The sequence below is a fragment of the Massilia sp. CT11-108 genome, from assembly GCF_047302915.1.
Taxonomy (GTDB): Bacteria; Pseudomonadota; Gammaproteobacteria; order Burkholderiales; family Burkholderiaceae_D; genus Telluria; species Telluria orientalis.
Window position 1 is genome coordinate 1 of record NZ_JBKYMO010001370.1, and the last position, 337, is coordinate 337.

The window sequence follows — 337 nt, forward strand, 5'->3', positions numbered from 1 at the left end:
GTGCCAGAAGGTAAAAAATAAACCCCACGCCCCCCTAAAAAAACGGTAAAAAATAAGGGAGGGGAAATAAGGGACCCACCACCACCCCCCCCGCCCGCCGCAGCCCATTATTATAAAAATCAACACCAACCTCCATCAGCAGCACAAGAATAGGCCTCCGAAGAGGATGAACAAAAACAACAAGAGCAAGCTCAAGCAGCAGCACAAGCACAGGCAGCCCAAGAGCAGGCTCAAAAAGAACAAGACCAAGCGCCCGCAGCACCAGCACAGGCGGCAGCAGAGCAGGAGGAAAAAAAAAAAGAGGAGGAGCCGGCGGCAGGGGCGGGCGGGGCGGGGG

The 337-nt window shown here is 55.5% G+C and carries 1 protein-coding gene; it reads right to left on the bottom strand.

Features of this window, described 5'->3' with window-relative positions; all coding sequences use genetic code 11:
• Positions 1–34 precede the first annotated feature (34 nt).
• Positions 35–337 (bottom strand): hypothetical protein (locus ACEN88_RS34840; RefSeq protein ID WP_413346987.1); only part of this gene is annotated, 303 nt, incomplete at its 5' end.